Annotated in this window: 19 protein-coding genes; 4 read left to right on the forward strand and 15 right to left on the reverse strand. The window is 63.6% G+C overall.

Features of this window, described 5'->3' with window-relative positions; translation table 11 throughout:
• Positions 1–170: 170 nt before the first annotated feature.
• From H040_RS21255 to H040_RS21295, 9 genes are all read right to left on the reverse strand, one after another.
• Positions 171–1,040, reverse strand: coding sequence for a metal ABC transporter solute-binding protein, Zn/Mn family (locus H040_RS21255; RefSeq protein ID WP_027918512.1), 870 nt, complete (start codon positions 1,038–1,040; stop codon positions 171–173).
• On the reverse strand, positions 1,037–1,936 hold the full coding sequence (locus tag H040_RS21260) for a metal ABC transporter permease (protein WP_027918513.1): 900 nt from the start codon (positions 1,934–1,936) through the stop codon (positions 1,037–1,039). Before H040_RS21260 ends, H040_RS21255 begins: the two co-directional genes overlap by 4 nt.
• Entirely contained in the window at positions 1,933–2,682 is a 750-nt protein-coding gene (locus H040_RS21265) for a metal ABC transporter ATP-binding protein (RefSeq protein ID WP_027918514.1), read from the reverse strand. Before H040_RS21265 ends, H040_RS21260 begins: the two co-directional genes overlap by 4 nt.
• Positions 2,679–3,581: a metal ABC transporter substrate-binding protein gene (locus H040_RS21270; RefSeq protein ID WP_027918515.1), complete on the reverse strand. Its 903-nt coding sequence runs from the start codon at positions 3,579–3,581 to the stop codon at positions 2,679–2,681. Before H040_RS21270 ends, H040_RS21265 begins: the two co-directional genes overlap by 4 nt.
• Positions 3,582–3,597: 16 nt before the next feature.
• Positions 3,598–4,167, reverse strand: a complete 570-nt coding sequence (locus H040_RS21275; RefSeq protein ID WP_027918516.1) for a DUF6162 family protein — start codon at positions 4,165–4,167, stop codon at positions 3,598–3,600.
• 11 nt (positions 4,168–4,178) lie between these two features.
• Positions 4,179–4,499, reverse strand: a complete 321-nt coding sequence (locus H040_RS21280) for a hypothetical protein (RefSeq protein WP_027918517.1) — start codon at positions 4,497–4,499, stop codon at positions 4,179–4,181.
• The gene (locus H040_RS21285) at positions 4,496–5,035 is read right to left on the reverse strand and encodes a hypothetical protein (RefSeq protein WP_027918518.1); all 540 of its coding nucleotides are present in this window, start codon (positions 5,033–5,035) and stop codon (positions 4,496–4,498) included. Before H040_RS21285 ends, H040_RS21280 begins: the two co-directional genes overlap by 4 nt.
• Positions 5,032–6,225, reverse strand: coding sequence for a PepSY-associated TM helix domain-containing protein (locus H040_RS21290; protein WP_027918519.1), 1,194 nt, complete (start codon positions 6,223–6,225; stop codon positions 5,032–5,034). Before H040_RS21290 ends, H040_RS21285 begins: the two co-directional genes overlap by 4 nt.
• 173 nt (positions 6,226–6,398) lie before the next feature.
• The gene (locus H040_RS21295; RefSeq protein WP_027918520.1) at positions 6,399–7,733 is read right to left on the reverse strand and encodes a lysine N(6)-hydroxylase/L-ornithine N(5)-oxygenase family protein; all 1,335 of its coding nucleotides are present in this window, start codon (positions 7,731–7,733) and stop codon (positions 6,399–6,401) included.
• Between the two features lie 200 nt (positions 7,734–7,933).
• Here H040_RS21295 and H040_RS21300 point away from each other — a divergent pair, with 200 nt between their 5' ends.
• Positions 7,934–8,371: a spore coat protein gene (locus tag H040_RS21300; RefSeq protein ID WP_027918521.1), complete on the forward strand. Its 438-nt coding sequence runs from the start codon at positions 7,934–7,936 to the stop codon at positions 8,369–8,371.
• Positions 8,372–8,476: 105 nt separating this feature from the next.
• Here the strand turns inward: H040_RS21300 and pbpG are convergent, their stop codons facing one another.
• From pbpG to H040_RS21315, 3 genes are all read right to left on the reverse strand, one after another.
• Complete coding sequence (gene pbpG, locus H040_RS21305; RefSeq protein ID WP_027918522.1) at positions 8,477–9,403, reverse strand: D-alanyl-D-alanine endopeptidase; 927 nt, start codon at positions 9,401–9,403, stop codon at positions 8,477–8,479.
• A 241-nt stretch (positions 9,404–9,644) separates the two neighbouring features.
• Complete coding sequence (locus H040_RS21310; protein WP_027918523.1) at positions 9,645–9,827, reverse strand: hypothetical protein; 183 nt, start codon at positions 9,825–9,827, stop codon at positions 9,645–9,647.
• A 94-nt stretch (positions 9,828–9,921) separates the two neighbouring features.
• Positions 9,922–10,263 (reverse strand): hypothetical protein, encoded by a 342-nt coding sequence (locus H040_RS21315; RefSeq protein ID WP_027918524.1) that lies wholly within the window; start codon positions 10,261–10,263, stop codon positions 9,922–9,924.
• A gap of 161 nt (positions 10,264–10,424) precedes the next feature.
• Here H040_RS21315 and H040_RS21320 point away from each other — a divergent pair, with 161 nt between their 5' ends.
• A complete protein-coding gene (locus H040_RS21320; RefSeq protein WP_027918525.1) occupies positions 10,425–11,246 on the forward strand; it encodes a shikimate 5-dehydrogenase in 822 nt (273 codons plus the stop codon).
• Positions 11,247–11,345: 99 nt separating this feature from the next.
• Here the strand turns inward: H040_RS21320 and H040_RS21325 are convergent, their stop codons facing one another.
• The 3 genes from H040_RS21325 to H040_RS21335 all read right to left on the reverse strand — a co-directional run bounded on the left by H040_RS21325 (position 11,346) and on the right by H040_RS21335 (position 12,800).
• Complete coding sequence (locus H040_RS21325) at positions 11,346–11,588, reverse strand: hypothetical protein (protein ID WP_027918526.1); 243 nt, start codon at positions 11,586–11,588, stop codon at positions 11,346–11,348.
• A gap of 96 nt (positions 11,589–11,684) precedes the next feature.
• On the reverse strand, positions 11,685–12,212 hold the full coding sequence (gene gloA, locus H040_RS21330) for a lactoylglutathione lyase (RefSeq protein WP_027918527.1): 528 nt from the start codon (positions 12,210–12,212) through the stop codon (positions 11,685–11,687).
• A 228-nt stretch (positions 12,213–12,440) separates the two neighbouring features.
• Positions 12,441–12,800, reverse strand: a complete 360-nt coding sequence (locus H040_RS21335) for a histone-like nucleoid-structuring protein, MvaT/MvaU family (protein WP_027918528.1) — start codon at positions 12,798–12,800, stop codon at positions 12,441–12,443.
• A 357-nt stretch (positions 12,801–13,157) separates the two neighbouring features.
• On the opposite strand from H040_RS21335, the gene H040_RS21340 reads away from it, so the two are divergent.
• Together H040_RS21340 and cobF are read left to right on the forward strand one after the other, a co-directional pair.
• Positions 13,158–14,447 (forward strand): OprD family porin, encoded by a 1,290-nt coding sequence (locus H040_RS21340; protein WP_027918529.1) that lies wholly within the window; start codon positions 13,158–13,160, stop codon positions 14,445–14,447.
• Positions 14,448–14,467: 20 nt separating this feature from the next.
• The gene (cobF, locus tag H040_RS21345; RefSeq protein WP_027918530.1) at positions 14,468–15,217 is read left to right on the forward strand and encodes a precorrin-6A synthase (deacetylating); all 750 of its coding nucleotides are present in this window, start codon (positions 14,468–14,470) and stop codon (positions 15,215–15,217) included.
• Positions 15,218–15,297: the final 80 nt, after the last annotated feature.

Genomic DNA, 15,297 nt, shown 5'->3' on the forward strand with positions numbered 1-15,297 from the left:
CTTGAGTCTTGCAAACCGGCTGACAACCATGGCCTCACAGGCATGGCCACGTTGCAATAAATTGTAGGAGCGGATTCATCCGCGATGCGCCGCGCGGGCGGCGCTCGATTTCACAGGCGCTGAAGGCTTTGAGGCGAACACCCCGCAGGCGGCGCTCGAAACAGGCGGCATCACCCTTTGCTCAACGCCCTGACCACCTGCTCGACACTGGCCTTGAGCCCGGCCAGTGCATCCTCAGGATCACTGTCCACCACCAGCAACCTCGCTCCGGCCGCCTCGATCACCTTGGCCAGCGCCGCATCCGGTTGCCGATGATCCAGCACCAGTGCCACATCCTGCCCCTTGAGGTTCTCGCCCAGCGCTTTGAGCGCCGCCGCGTCCCATTTGCCCTCCGCCGGCAGCGGCTGTTCCACCACATCCAGGTTCAAGCCGCTGGCCAGATACCCCAGGCGCTCGGACAGGCTGACCACACTCAGGTTATCGACCTTGGCCAATTGCGTCTGGCTGCTGGCAGTCATCTCCAGCAACTGGCGTTTGAGCCCTGCCAGGTTGCCCTGGATCTTGCCCTTGTCGGCAGGCGCCAGGCGCTCCAGGTCATTGGCCAGCACATCGGCCATGCGCCCCAGGTTGGTGGGGTTCAGCCAGGGGTAAGCGGCGTAGGCGTCGTCACCGCTGACGGCGATGCCCGGCAGTGCTCCATCCACCGGCCGCGCCGCGTCGATCTCGACGATGCGGATGTTGCTGCGCCGCGCCATCGGGTACAGCGGGTCGTCACGCCAGATCGAGCGCACGCCGATCACCGCATCGGCCTGCTGCGCGGCACTGGCCAGTGCCGCGCCACCCCGGCTGCTGAAGTACGACGGTTGGCGGCTGGCCGGCAGGTTGGCCGGTGCGGCGCGCTTGAGCTGCACGGCGGTGCCGGCGAGCAGGGCGCCGGCCAGGCTGTGGGTCACGGGCAGGGTGGTCAGCACTTGCGTGGCCGAGGCCAGTGCAGGCAGGCCGGCGAGGGCGACGGCCAGGGTCAGCTGTTTCAGGTTCATGCCGGGTTTCCTTGCAGGCGTGGGACGAGGGCGCGGGCCAGCGCGGCGAGAGCGAAGCAGATACCCGCGACCAGAATGATCGCCGCGCCCGAGGGCACCGGCAGGTCGAGGACGATCGGCAGGAGGATGCCGAGCAGCGTGCTCAGGGTGGCGATCAGCACCGCAATGAAGAAAAACCCCTTCAGCGACTGGCTGACCAGGCGCGCCGCCGCCGCCGGGATCACCAGCAGGGCACCGACCAGAATTGCCCCGATCACCTTCACCGAGGCCACGGTGACCAAAGTCACGAGCACCACGAACAGATAATCCAGGGTCTTCACCGCCACCCCGCGCACCGCCGCCAGCTGCGGGTTGAAGCTGGCCAGCATGATGCGGTTGTACAGCGGCAGGGCCAGAGCCGGCACCAGCAGCGCGACGATGCCAAGCACCATCAGGTCCTGGGCGCTGACAGTCAGCACCGAGCCGAACAGTACATTCTCGAGGATATGCACGTTGATCTTGCCGGCCAGCATCAGTAGCAGGCTGGCGCCGAGGGCCAGCGACACCGAAAGGAACACGCCGATCAGTGTGTCTGGCGACAGCCCGGTGCGGTTGCGCAGGAAGTTGAGCAGGATGCCGAACAGCAGGCAGTAGCCGAACAGGCTGCCATAGGGGCCGGTATAGGGTTCGCCAAGCAGGATGCCGATAGCGACCCCGGTGAGCGCGGCATGGCCGACCGCTTCGGAGAAGAAGGCAAAGCGCTTGACCACCACCAAGGTGCCGAGGCCACCCAGTACCGGGCCGATCATCAGGCCGGCCAGCAGGGCATTTATCACGAAACCGTAGGCCAGGGCCTCCGGCAGGTAGCCAGCGCCGGCCCAGCCCTGGACCAGTTGGCGGAATGCTTCAAAGCTCATCTGGCAAGGCTCTCGCTGCGAGGGTTGACGGAGAACAGGCCAAGCAGGCGCTCCGGGGTCAGGGCCTGGGCGGGCGGGGCGTCGAACAGCACCTGGCGGCTCAGGCCAGTGACCCGGTCTGCCAGGCGCAGCACGGCTGCCAGGTCATGTTCGATCCACAGCACCGTGGTGCCGGCCTGGCGCCAGCCTTGCAGCAGCTGTTCGAACACCTGGATACCGGCTTCGTCGAGCGCCGACATTGGCTCGTCGAGCACCAGCAGTTGCGGTTCGGGAATCAGGCCCTGGGCCAGCAGCACGCGCTGGCGTTCACCGCCGGACAACGCGCCCATGCGCCGTTTGCGCTTGTCGAGCATGCCGACCCGAGCCAGCGCTGCATCGATCGCCGGCTGCACCCGGCGTGACAGGCCAAGGAACGCCGGGCGCCGCTGACACATGGCGGCCATGAAGTCGTCCACGGTCATCGGCAGCCCACGGTCGAACTCCAGCGCTTGCGGCACATAGCCGATCACCTGCTGCGCACCCGGCCAGTGCAGGGTCAGCTCGCCCTGATGCGGCATCTGCCCGAGCAGGGTCTTGATCAACGAGCTCTTGCCGCCGCCATTGGGGCCGACGATGGCATGCACGCTGCCGGCGGCAACGCTGAACTGCACCTGTTCGAGAATGCGTGTGCGGCCCAGGGTCAGGTCGATGCCGGCGAACTCGATGCGTGGCCCACCGGGCGCCGTGAGGTTGGCAGCGGCGGTCATGCGCGGTTCTCCTGGATGGCGCGGACCACGGTGTCGAGGTTGCGCTTCATTTCGACTTCGTATTTATCCTGGGTGTATTCGCCGTAGGAAATGTGCGTCAGCGGGTACAGGCGCACGCCGGATTCACGCTGGATGGTTTCGACATAGGCCGAGGGGAAGTCCATTTCCGAGAAGATCACTTTCACGTCCAGCGCCTTGAGCTGGTCGATGGTCTTCTTCAGCTGTGCCGGGCTCGGTTCGATGCCGTGGGCAGGTTCGACGACCGCCGTCACTTCCAGGCCAAAATCGCGCACCAGGTAGTCGTAGGCGGCATGAATGGTGGCCACGCGCAAGGTGGCCGCCGGTGCTTCACTGACCTTCGCCAGGGCTTCGGCGCGCAAGCCCCGCAGGCGCTTGGCGTAGGCCCGGGCATTCTGCGTGTAGAACCTGGCGTTGTCCGGGTCGAGCTTGCCCAGCTCACGGGCGATGTTGTTGACCTGGGCGATGGTGGTGCTGATCGACAGGAAGGTGTGCGGGTTGACCACCTTGCCAGCGCCGCGGGCGGCGATGCCGGTGGCCGCCAGCAAGGGCACGTTCTGGTTGGCTTCGATGGTTTTTATGCTGGGCTTTTCGCTGGCGGCGATCATGCGGTCGGCGAAGTCGTCATGCCCGACACCATTGAGCACCACCACGTCGAGCGTGCCGATGCGCTTGATGTCCTCGGCGCGCGGTTCGTAGGCATGGGGGTTGAACCCGGCCGGAATCAACGGCACCACTTCGGCCTTGTCGCCAACGATATTGCTCACGTAGCTGTAGTAAGGGTGCAGGGTGATGCCGATGCGCAGGGGCTTGCCGGTGTCGGCCAGGGCCAGGGCTGGAAGGGCGCAGGCCAGGAGCAGGGCGAGGGCTTTGCGGAACATGGGGGAGTCCTTGGGTTCAGTGACGGTGTTCGCGGGTGACCCCGGCGTCGTAATGGCTGACCACCTGCTGCCAGCCGGCGGCGCTCAGTGCGGCCTGGCCGAGGTCGTCGGGGAGCACGGCGGCGCTGTCGCGGCGCAGCCAGATGTCGACCTCGGCGCTGCCCGCGTCGGGCAGGATCAGCAAAAAGCTGCCCGCCACCTGCGGCGCCTGGCTGCGGCCCAGATAGGCACCGCTCGCCAGCCACTGCCACTGGTGGCCACCACGGCTCTGGCTGCCGGCATCGACCACGAACGGTGGCAGGCCTTCCTCGGCCAGGGCCTCGGTGCTGGGCGTGGCGGCGTTTTCCTCGCGCAGCAGCTGGATTTCGTCGAGCGCCACGCGCAGGTCGGTATAGATACCTTGCTCGGCCGCTGTGAGGTCGCGACGGGCGTCGATCTGGTGGCTGGCGATGATCTGTTCGTCCTCGCGTTCCCCACGCATTAGCACCACGCTGGTGGCGAGGGCGACGATCAACAGGCTGACCAGCAGCACGTAGAGGGTTTCGTGCCCGGCACCCGCCGGGCGCACCACCTGGGTGTGGCTCATGGCTGGGCGGCTCATGGTTGCGCGATGTCGGCGTGGTCGACTTCCACGACATGGCCGGGGCCTGCGTCGAACAACACGTAGAACTCGCCGTCGGGACGCTTGAAGGTCAGGCTCGAGTCGTCACCGAGCTTGCCGCCGACCAGCACCTGCTCGTCGTAGCCGATCACGTCGAGGGTCACCCCAGGCGCGCCGCTGCCATCGGAAAAACCGCCGGTGCATTTCACCTGGCCGCCGGCGACTTCCTCGCACTCGCACATCGGGTTGTGGGCCAGGGCCGGGCCTGTGGCCAGCACCAGCAAGGGCAGGGCGAGCCTGCGCATCAGGTGTTTCATGGTTTGCCTCCTTGTTTTTCGAGCCAGGCCACAGTGGCCGGCGAAGCTTTGGCCAGGGGCACGGATGCCTGGTGCAGGCTGCCGTCCCAGCCTTCGAGGGTGATCCAGATCTGCGCATCGGCGCGGGTGCGCGGCGGTATCGGCAGGTTGGTGACCATGCGGTATGGCGCGCCGAAGAAGATGGTGCCGGCGGCGCGCAGGCTGCGCGGCTTGCCGATGCGCAGGTAGACCGCCTTGACGTCATTCACGCAGGCCTTGCACAGCGCTGCGTTGAACAGCTTGAAGTGGCCGGCTGGGCCGTCGGCGCGTGGTGCTTCGTTGCGCAGTTCGGCGAGGTCGAGGCTGTAGGGGCCGACCTGAATGTCGCTGATCGGGTTTGCACCTAGCCCGGCGTCACCACGGAACAGCCTGACGTCGGCGAAGTACTTGGGCATGAACCCCAGCGGGATGAGGATCAGCAGGATGTTCAGGTGAAAGCGCCACTTCAGCCACCATTGCTTGAGTGGGGGGGCGGGCAGGGCTCGGGCCTGGCTCATGGGCGAACCTCCAGGGTGGTTTCGCGGCTTGTGTTGTGGGGGGCGCGTTCGCTGCGCTTGAGCGCCGCAGCCGTGGCTTGAGCGGTGCGCTTGGTCCAGATCAGCAGGCCGCTGAACACCATCAGGGTCAGGATCAGGCCGAAGAAGAACCAGATCAGCTTGATCGGCAGCCCGCCAAAGTCGCCGGTGTGCAGCGGGCGCATGGATTCGGTGACGAACTCCAGGGCCGAGCGGTCGCTGAGCAGGAACTGGCTGTCGACCTGGCGGGTGTAGGGGTTGACCGAGGCGCTCTGGAACATCAGCGGGTACCAGCCACGCCCGCCCATTTCGATGTGGCTGTAGGCGGTGGCCGGCAGTGAGATGGAGGTGATGTCCAGGCTCGGGATGGCCAGGCCGGCGATGCGGGCGGCCTCGTCCAGGTCGATGCGTGGCGCCGGGCTGCCATCAGGTGTCTGCGGCACCTGCTCGCGGGCGATCACCGGCACGATTGGCTCGCTGGAAATGGTGATGTGGTAGTCGGAGAGGACCGCCCGGATCAGGAACCAGATGCTGGTGATGGAAATGACCGCGATGAACCAGATCGACCAGACGCCAGCGAGGCGGTGCACGTCGCCCCAGAAGATGCGCGCGCCATGGCCGGTACGTACCGGTTTGAAGAAGCCTTTCCAGAACTTCTTGTACACCACCAGGCCTGTGACCAGTGACGCCAGCATTGGCAGCCCGAGCAGCGAAACCATGTACCAGCCCCAGCTGAAGCCGTTGGTGAACGGCACCAGCCACCAGCCATGCAGGGCGCGGGTGAAGGCTTCGAAGTTGAAGTCTGGCATCTTGCCCTGAATGGCCCCGGTATACGGGTTGACGTAGAGCATCGGGCTGGAACCATCGGCGTAGGTGACCCGCGCCGTGAGCGCGAAGTGCGTGCCGTCTGGCTGGCTGAGCGAGTTGACTGCCATGTCCGGCTCGGCCTTGTGCATGGCATCGAGCACTTGCTGGAAGCTCAGGCGTTGGGCGCCGTCGTCGGGCTTGCTGGCACGCACGTCGGGGTTGGCCAGCCAGACGATCTCCTGGCTGACCACGGCCAGCATGCCGGTGAAGCAGACGATCAGCACGAAGAACCAGATTGGCAGGGCGAGCCAGCTGTGGACCAGGAACCACAGCTTGGATTTGGATTTTTTCGGTGATTTGGCCATCGGTCAGTCTTCTGAAAAAAAGGGGCGAGCACAGGCCCAACCAAAGAGGGGCTGTTCTTCAAAAGACGAATGAGAATGAAAATCCTGCTGGATTAAGTGCAAGCAAATGTTTCGACGGGTACAAACGCCGACAGGGCGCGCGTGGCGCCCTGTTGGTGGGGGAGCCGCGTGAATCAGGCGCTGGTCAGCGCCACGGCCGGCTGTGCCTTGCCATGCTGGCGTGCCAGGTCGTGGTACAGCGCCTGGCCGATTTCGGCGGCACGCGAGGGCAGGACCGAAAGCAAGGTGTCGCTGAGGCCGTGGCTGTTCTCGCAGAACCCTTGCAGATAGACCGAAGCCTGCAGGTCCGGGCTGGCCAGTACCCGGTAGTTGCGGTCGACGCTGAAGTCTTCCACATAGTTCGCCAGCGGGGCGAGCAGGTCGCGGTGCGAGCGGCGCTCGTAGCCGGTGGCAAGGATGACGGCGTCGTAGCGGTGGGTCTGCTGCTGGCCGGTGGCCAGGTCGCGCAGGGTCAGTTCGATGCCGTCGCGGGTGGCCACCACGGCCTCCACCTGGCGGCGGCACAGCACGTTGTGGCGGAACTGGTGCGCCACCTTCTGCCGGTAGAGGATGCCGTAGATGCGCTCGATCAGGTCGAGGTCGACCACCGAATAGTTGGTGTTGTGGTACTCGCCGAGCAACTTGGCACGCTGGTCGGCTGGTTCGTTGTAGACCAGGTCGGTGTAGTCCGGGGAGAAGATCTCGTTGACGAACGGACTGTCATCGGCCGGCTTGAGGGCGGAGCCGCGCAGCACCATGTCGACCTTGACCGACGGGTAGCTGTCGTTGAGGTCGATGAACGCCTCGGCGGCGCTCTGGCCCGAGCCGATCACGGCAATGCGCATCGGTTTGCCGGCCGTGCACGGCAGCTTGTTCAGGCTGCTCAGGTACTGGGAATGGTGGAAAACCCGTGGATCATCCTTGAACGCGCCGAATTTTTCGGGAATTTTCGGTGTGCCGCCGCTGCCGACCACCACCGAGCGCGTACGCCGGCTCAATTCCCGGCCTTGCTCATCACGCGAGACCAGGCGCAGGTGCTCGACGCGCCCAGCTTTTACTTCCGGCTCGATGCGCAGCACTTCTTCGCCATACACAGCCTGAGTGGCGAAATGCTCGGCTGCCCAGCGCAGGTAGTCGTTGTACTCCAGGCGGCAGGGGTAGAAGGTGCCGAGGTTGATGAAGTCGGCCAGGCGCTGTTTCTGGTGCAGGTAGTTGACGAAGCTGTAGGGGCTGGTCGGGTTACGCAGCGAGACCAGGTCTTTGAGGAACGAGATCTGCAGTTCGCTCTGGGTGGCCAGGGTTTCGCCGTGCCAGCGGTATTGCTTCTGCTTGTCGATGAACAGCGCATCGAGGGCGTGGCCCTGGCTTTGGGCGAGTTCTTCCAGGGCGATGGCCAGGGCCAGGTTAGACGGGCCGAAGCCCACGCCGATCAGGTCCTTGATTGTTTCCGGGTGTGCAGACTGGCTCATGGCTGCGATTCCATAATGGGGCGAATGTGGGCGCATGCCGGGGCTCCGGCGCCTGCGCTTGTACATTGGGTGGAACGAGCCAGCGGAAGGGGAATTTACTGCCGGGGAGGGTGCTGGCGGCCAAGCGGGGCTAAAGGTCTGGGCCTGCCGGCCGATATGCAGGTCAACTCAAGGACCCATTGCAACGCAGGGAGAAAGACATGGTAGGTATAGCAGCAGTCAGCATCAGCAACGCCTCGACCCTGGCGGCCAGCACCCTTCAGGCCGGCGACAGTGACAAGACCGAGGCCGGCAGCTCGACGCTGCAGGTCGACACGTCGAAAGTGCGCGGCGACGGGCAGGCTCAGGCGGCGGGTGGCGCTCAGGGCAGCAGCGAAAGTGATGAGCCGGCGCACATCAAGCAGCTGCGCGAGATGATCAAGAACCTGCAGAAGCAGATGGCGGAAGAACAAAGGCAATTGGCCAGCCTGATGGCGCAGAAGGGCGATGACACCACCAAGCTGGCGGCAATCACTGCCAAGCAGGCCAGCATCGCCACCCTCAGTGGGCAGATCATCACGGCGACCGGGCAATTGCTCGAAGCGCTGCAGGAGACCGGTGGCAGCAGCGCGGGCGGGGTGGTAAACACCCAGGCCTGAGGCCTGCCGCACCGGCCTGCAGGGCATGGCACCGGCGTGGCCGGTGCTCGCGGGCAAGTCGGGGCGCCGAACCGCCGCTCCCACAGGCAATCTGCAGGCTTCAGGTTACTCCGAAGCCAGGCGTCCCTTGCTGTGCTTGTCCGCCTTGTACTGCATGGCTACTGCCGGTGCCGGCTTGGTCGCACCGGTTTCCAGCCACTGGCGCATGCGGGTGGCATCGGCGAAGTGGGTGTACTTGCCGAAGGCATCGAGGATCACCATGGCTACCGGGCGGTTGTCCATCTTGGTCAGCAGCACCAGGCAGTGGCCGGCCTCGTTGGTGAAACCGGTCTTGGTCAGGCTGATGTCCCAGTTGCTCTTGTTCACCAGGTGGTCGGTGTTACGGAAGCCCAGGGTGTAGTTCGGCTTGCGGAAGGCCACGGTCTTCTCGCGGGTGGTCGACAGCGCGCTCAGCATCGGGTACTTGCGCGATGCCATCAGCAACTTGGCGAGGTCGTGGGCGGTGGAGACGTTCTGCGTCGACAGGCCGGTCGGCTCGACATAGCGGGTGTGCGCCATGCCCAGGCTGCGGGCCTTGGCGTTCATCGCCTTGATGAAGGCCGGGTAGCCGCCCGGGTAATGATTGGCCAGGGTGGTGGCAGCGCGGTTTTCCGACGACATCAGGGTAATCAGCAGGGTTTCCCGGCGGTTCAACTCGCTGCCCAGGCGCACGCGCGAGTACACCCCTTTCATGTCCGGGTTGTTGGCGATGGTCATGGTGAGCATCTCATCCATGGGCAGCTTGGCATCCAGCACCACCATCGCTGTCATCAGTTTGGTCACCGAGGCAATGGGCACCACGCGATCGGCGTGGCTCGAATACAGTTCCTGGTTGGTATTCAGGTCGATCAGCAGGGCGCTGCCAGACGCCAGGTGCAGCTTGGACGGGTCGCGTTGGACCTGAGCCGGGGGTTGTGCAGCAGCGGTCGACGGAAGGGTCGCAGTACCTGTGAGCAACAGCAGCAGGCTGAGGATGGACAGGGATGTTTTCACGTTGAGGCTCACTAAAAGTTGGTATGTCGTTGGCTGTGCAAGGGTTTTCCCCCAAAAAACCGATGCATTCTGGAGTATGGCTGAACGCCTGTCGATTGCTCGTTGAGTCGACTCACAGAAATGAAAAAAGCTTCATGCTGTATCGGTTTTCCTGTCTCCGTTCGTCGGTTCGCCCAAGCAAAAAAAGACCCGCCAGAGGCGGGTCAGAAGAGGCGTCGGGAGCAACGCACAACACATTCGGTCAAGCGATCAGGCAAGCGGCCTGAAGCTGTTCAGCCAAGGCCTGGGCCGAGGCTCGTGTGGCCAGCGGGCCGCTGACAGCCTCTCCATTGCTTACCAGGTACCAGCAGGCCAGCAGGCCTTGCTCGCGCAGGGTGACGGGGACGGCAGTGCCGACGACGGACATGATCTGGATAGTGGCCATGGGGACCTCCTGTGAAACATGGCCCTACCTTACGCAGCAGCCGGTACGGTTTGAAATCAACTCGCTCAATAGTGCTCATCAGTTTTATCAACGATTACCAGCGTGGCGGGCCGTAATACACAGGTGGCGGGCCATAATAGGGGCGGTACGCCGGCGGCGGCGGTGCCGGCACGTAGTACGGTTGGTAGTACACCGGCTGCGGCGGGGCCTGCACATACACGGGTGGTGGCCCATAGTAGGCTGGCTGGCGCTCGACATAGACGGTGCGGTCGCGGCCGCCATACACCGTCGCCCCGACCACGGCCCCGACCACGGCCGCGCCGACCAGTGGGCCTGGGCCATACCAGCCATGCCCGCCGCCACCATGGGCAGAGGCTTGCCCGCTGATGGCCAGGGCACCGACCAGCAGGGCGATTCCGGGAAGATGACGGTTCATGAGACTTCCTCGCAAGATAACCCCGCGCTTGGGGCCTTATTACTATGACTCCGGTCTCTGTAAGGCGAGCACAGGGGAACGGTAAAGGTTGTGTAAGGGACGACCAGTGGTTGTGTCTGCTAGGCTGCACAAACGATTCAGTTATGAAAAAGGAGCAGGTTATGGCGACAACTCCCAGCAGAGATACCGTGCTGTGCATATCCCTGGCCGGGCGGCCTGGCACCTTTGGCGTGCGTTTTCATAATCACCTCTATCAGCAGCTGGGCCTTGACTATTACTACAAGGCCATGACCACCGACGACCTGCCGGCAGCCGTTGCAGGGATTCGCGCGCTGGGCATTCGCGGCTGTGGCGTGTCGATGCCGTACAAGGAAGCCTGCATGGCCCTGGTCGATGAAGTCGACCCGTCGGCAGCGGCGATCGAGTCGGTCAACACCCTGGTCAACAACGCTGGCCACCTGAAGGCCTACAACACCGATTACCTGGCCGTGCGGCAACTGCTTGAGACGCACCAGGTCGACCCTGCCACCGCCTTTGCCTTGCGCGGCAGCGGTGGCATGGCCAAGGCAGTGGCCAGTGCCCTGCGCGATGCCGGGTTCCGCGAGGGCATCATCGTTGCCCGCAACGAACAGGCCGGGCGGCAGCTGGCGGACGTTTGCGGGTATCGCTGGCTGGCCGAACTGGGCGACCTGTGCCCGCCGATGCTGGTGAACGTGACACCAATCGGCATGGCCGGCGGGCCAGAGGCCGAGGTGCTGGCCTTCAGCGAAAACGCCATTGCGGCGGCCGAGCGGGTATTTGATGTGGTGGCGATGCCAGCGCGCACGCCATTTATCCAGCGGGCAGAGGCGCTGGGCAAGCCGGTGATTACCGGGCTGGACGTGATCGCGTTGCAGGCATTGGAGCAGTTCGTGCTGTACACGGGGGTACGGCCGAGCCGTGAACAGGTTGAAGCGGCTGTGGCTTATGCGCGAAATGTCTGATTAACGCGATCTCCTGAATGAGCGGCCTTGTGTCGCGAGCGGGCTGCAAAGCAGCCCTTTCGCGACACAAGGCCGCTCATTCAGCTCCCGCGCAGGTCTTCAGAAGGCTTTGTGCCCTTTGTCCAGCTGCTCGTCCACCAATGCCCGGCCATGGGCCAGCGACACATGCTGAGCATTCTCAAGGTCCGAGAAGAACTTCATCGGCATGGCCATGCGCCTGCTGGTGTGCCCCTGGGGGTCGGTGATCAGGCAGCCGGCGGCATAAGGCAGGGGGGAGTCGGGGTGGGGCATCACGCTGGCGGTGATGGTGTGGTCGCGGTATTCACAGTGAAGAGATTGCATCGTCCTGTACCTCGCTGTGGCATGTGAAGCGCTTACCTTCATATACCACAGCAAGGGGCCAGGAGTTCCCGCCCCGACGAGTGCGAACTGCGGCTGTCAGCCTTTCAGTTCGGTTGGCTGGATCACTTCCACCCAGTAACCGTCTGGGTCCTTGACGAAGGCCAGGTGGTTCATGCGGCCGTCCTGCAGGCGCTTCTGGAACGGTACGTTCAGCTCTTCGAAGCGGGCGCAGGCAACACGCACGTCCGGCACCGAAATGCAGATGTGGCCAAAGCCGCGGGGGTCGGTGTTGCCGTTGTGGTAGGCGAACTCGGCGTCGTTCTCGGTGCCGTGGTTGTGGGTCAGCTCCAGCACGCCCGGGATCGACTTCATCCACTGGTGGCGCGCGGCGTCGTCGGCAGGGATCTGCGCCGGGTCGACCAGGGCCAGGAAGTACAGGCTGAAGGCAGCTTCAGGGAAGTCACGCTTGTCGACCAGGCGGAAGCCCAGCACGCGGGTGTAGAAGTCCAGCGACTTCTCGATGTCCTTGACCCGCAGCATGGTGTGGTTGAAGACGAACTGGGCGGTGGCAGCGTCTGGCTGCGCGGTAACGCCAGGCAGGGTTTGCAGATCGTGCAGGCTCATGGGTACTCCAGAGACGGGGCCGGCAACAGGTGCCAGCGAAACAGACAGGAGGGCCATGATACGGCAGTGAAGCGTTTGCGCAAATGAAAGCGCCCTGCTCGAGGGGAGCAGGGCGCTGGAATTAGAGGCCCGCATGTGCGGGCGCGTGATGGGGTCGCTAGTCCTTTAGCTGTCTCGATACTGCTGCAGTCCTTGTGAAAAAAGTGTGAAGTGGGCGTTGAAGTTTCATCAGCGCACCCAGCTTTCCACGGTAGCGGCCCCGTACTGTTCTTTCCAGGCCTTGAGGCCGCGGTGGTTGCCGCCTTTGGTCTCGATCAGCTCGCCGCTGTGCGGGTTTTCGTAGACTTTCACCACGCGCGGGCGACGCTGCTGTTTCGGTGCACTGGCGGTGCCGCGGGTAACCGCCTTCGGGTCGAGGATGGCGATGATATCGCGCAGACTTTTGTCATAGCTTTTCATCAGGCCGACTAGTTTCTGCTCGAATTCGATTTCGCGTTTGAGGCCGGCATCCTTTTTCAGCGCTTCCAGTTGTGCCATCTGTTCCTGGAGCGCTTTTTCGGCAGCACGAAACTCTGCAAGTCTGGACACTGTAATCACTCCTGTACGTCTTCGGTGGCAGGGCGTGACGAACATTGATAAGACTAAACGCCGGCCACGCGGGTGGGTAAAGCTGTTCGCTGACATCGAGTGTAGACACTTGCAGGAATTCGGTAAACCGCAAACTTTTTATAAGTAAGACGGGAACTTTCCAAGTTTTCCGAGCAGTAATTGATGCGTTTTTCGGCCCGCCTGGGAGAGGTTCTAGACCATGGTCCAATGGCCCGGCCCAGAGCGTTTGAGCGATGATTTCAGATGATGGTCGGCGTATGTTCGGCCGCGACGCATTCGCGTGACGCAGGTGCGTCATGATTTGTTTTTTCGCCTTTCTTGTGGATGTTCCTGCGCATGTTTTCCCCCCTTCCTCTCGCCCCCGGGCGCCGTGTTGCCGGCCTGTTCCTGTTGTGTACCGGCGCGCATGCCCAGGCCGCCGGTTTTCTTGAAGACACACGTGCCAAGGTCGAAGCACGCACTGTCTATTTCAACCGGGATTTCCGTGACGGCCACAGCAGTTCAAGCCAGGGTGCGTCAAAACGTGAAGAGTGGGCGCAAGGCTTCATTCTCAATGTGCAGTCGGGTTATACCCAGGGCCCGGTCGGCTTCGGTGTGGATGCACTGGGCATGTTCGGTTTGAAGCTCGACTCCAGCCCGTCCGACAGTAACAGTGGTTTGCTGCCGTCTTCCGGGCACGACCCACGTCACTCTGCCGACCAATACGCGAAGATGGGCCTGGCGGCCAAGGTCAAGGTGTCCAACACGGTACTGAAGTACGGCTCGATGATGCCGGATGTACCGTTGTTGAAATACAACGATGGTCGCCTGTTGCCGACCCTGTTCCACGGCGCAATGCTGACCTCCGAAGAAGTACGCGACCTGAAGTTCACCGTGGCCCGCTTGAACAAGTACACCGCGCGTGACTCCACTGATCGTCAGGACATTCGCGTGCATTGCAAGAACAAGCGCTATGCCTGCGGTATCGAAGCCGATCACTTCGACCTGGCTGGGGTGGACTACCGTTTCAACGACCGGATCAGTGCCCAGTATCAGGTCGCCAAACTGGAAAACATCTACCGCCAGCATTTCCTTGGCCTGGTTGCCAGCCAGCCACTCGCGGTCGGTAGCCTGTCGGCAGACCTGCGCCTGATCAAGAGCGATGACATCGGCAGCGCCCGCGCCGGCGAGATCGACCACCGTGCCTTCAGCGGCATGCTCGGCTACAGCCTGGGCGGGCACAAGATCAGCGCCGGCTGGCAGCGCATGTACGGTGAGAGCGCCATGCCGTACCTCGATGGCAGCAACCCGTACCTGGTCAACTACGCCCAGGTCAACGACTTCGCCGCCGCCCAGGAACGCTCCTGGCAGTTGCGCTACGACTACGATTTCAAAGCCCTCGGCGTGCCTGGCCTGAGCTTCTTTACCCGCTACATCAACGGTGACCACATCAAGGTCCCAGGCAGCAATGCCGAAGGCAAGGAATGGGAACGCGACACCGAACTCAAGTACCAGGTACAAAGCGGTACCTTCAAGGATGTCAGCGTGCGCCTGCGCAACTCCACCTACCGCAGCAACTATGAGAAGTGGGCGCGTGACATGGACGAGACCCGGGTCATCGTCAGCTATAACTTCTCTATTCTCTAAATCACAGGCCGGGCGGTGCCATGAAAGACTTGCTGTTGATCGGCATTGGCCCGGGCGACCCACGCCAGATCACCGTTGAGGCGGTCGAGGCATTGCGCAGCGCCACGCTGTTCTTCGTGCTCGACAAAGGTGCTGGCAAGGATGAACTGGTGCGCCTGCGCAAGGCCATGCTTGAACGCTACCGGCCGGAGGGCGGCTACCGCCTGGTGCAGGTCGCAGACCCGCAGCGTGATGCCGAGGCTGCGGATTATACGGGCGCGGTTCACGACTGGCACCGCCAGCGTGCCGCACTGTACGCCCGGTTGATCAGTGAGGAGATGGGCGCCGAGGATATCGGCGCCTTCTTGCTATGGGGTGAACCGGGCCTGTACGACAGCACCTTGCGCATGCTTGACCTGGTCCGCGAACGCGGGGTGGACGTGCGCCTGCAGGTGATCCCTGGCATCAGCAGTGTGCAGGCGCTGGCGGCGCGGCATCAGGTTCCGCTCAATCGCATTGGCGAGCCGCTGACTGTGCTGCCAGGGCGGCGCTTGGCCGAGCAGGGGCAGGTGGACAACGTGGTGGTGATGCTCGATGGGCAATGCGCGTTCGCCACGCTGGAGGACCCGGCGCTGGTGATCTACTGGGGCGCTTACCTGGGCACCGAGCATGAAGTGCTCATCGCCGGGCCATTGCAGGCCGTGAAGGCACGGATTCTTGAGGTGCGCGAGCGGGAGCGGGCGCGCATGGGGTGGATCATGGATACTTACCTGCTGCGGCGGGAGCTGTAAGGTGGGGTGCCTGTACCGGCCTGTACCGGCCTGTTCGCGGCTGAAGCCGCTCCTACAGGGATGTAACAGGCCTGTAGAAG

Source organism: Pseudomonas sp. URMO17WK12:I7 (assembly GCF_003269045.1).
In the GTDB taxonomy this organism is placed as follows: Bacteria; Pseudomonadota; Gammaproteobacteria; order Pseudomonadales; family Pseudomonadaceae; genus Aquipseudomonas; species Aquipseudomonas putida_J.